Source organism: Acetoanaerobium pronyense (assembly GCF_017874355.1).
Lineage (GTDB): Bacteria > Bacillota > Clostridia > Peptostreptococcales > Filifactoraceae > Acetoanaerobium > Acetoanaerobium pronyense.
On record NZ_JAGGLI010000082.1, the window covers coordinates 1 to 1,194 of the forward strand.

Annotated in this window: 1 rRNA gene; it reads left to right on the forward strand. The window is 51.8% G+C overall.

Going from position 1 to position 1,194, the window contains the following annotated elements:
- Positions 1–1,161, forward strand: a 23S ribosomal RNA gene (locus J2Z35_RS14630); the annotation flags it as partial.
- Positions 1,162–1,194 lie beyond the last annotated feature (33 nt).

Sequence of the window (1,194 nt, forward strand, 5' to 3'; positions counted from 1 at the left end):
AAGCATGAAGAGGCCGCAGAGAATAGGCCCAAGCGACTGTTTACCAAAAACATAGGTCTCTGCTAAACCGCAAGGTGAAGTATAGGGGCTGACGCCTGCCCGGTGCTGGAAGGTTAAGGGGATGTGTTAGGGCAACCGAAGCACTGAACTTAAGCCCCAGTAAACGGCGGCCGTAACTATAACGGTCCTAAGGTAGCGAAATTCCTTGTCGGGTAAGTTCCGACCCGCACGAAAGGCGTAACGATTTGGGCGCTGTCTCAACAATAGACTCGGTGAAATTGTAATTCCGGTGAAGATGCCGGATACCTGCGACAGGACGGAAAGACCCCATGGAGCTTTACTGTAGCTTAGCATTGGATTTAGGTAATACATGTACAGGATAGGTGGGAGGCTTAGAAGTCGGGACGCCAGTTTCGGCGGAGCCATCCTTGGGATACCACCCTTGTATTACTTGAGTTCTAACCACGATGAGTGAATCCTCATCTGGGACACTGCTTGGCGGGCAGTTTGACTGGGGCGGTCGCCTCCCAAAATGTAACGGAGGCGCCCAAAGGTTCCCTCAGCACGGTCGGAAATCGTGCGAAGAGTGTAAAGGCAAAAGGGAGCTTGATTGCGAGACATACAGGTCGAGCAAGTACGAAAGTAGGGCTTAGTGATCCGGTGGTTCCGCGTGGAAGGGCCATCGCTCAACGGATAAAAGCTACCCTGGGGATAACAGGCTGATCTCCCCCAAGAGTCCACATCGACGGGGAGGTTTGGCACCTCGATGTCGGCTCATCACATCCTGGGGCTGTAGTAGGTCCCAAGGGTTGGGCTGTTCGCCCATTAAAGTGGTACGCGAGCTGGGTTCAGAACGTCGTGAGACAGTTCGGTCCCTATCCGTCGCAGGCGTAGGAAATTTGAGAGGATCTGTCCTTAGTACGAGAGGACCGGGATGGACGCACCTCTGGTGCACCAGTTGTCACGCCAGTGGCACAGCTGGATAGCTATGTGCGGAATGGATAAGTGCTGAAGGCATCTAAGCACGAAGCCAACCTCAAGATAAGATTTCCCTACCGCAAGGTGTAAGACTCCAGGAAGACTACCTGGTTGATAGGCTCAAAGTGTAAGTGCAGCAATGTATTCAGCTTATGAGTACTAATAGGTCGAGGACTTGATCTAATATATAGGACTTTGATATGCAGTTTTGAAAGT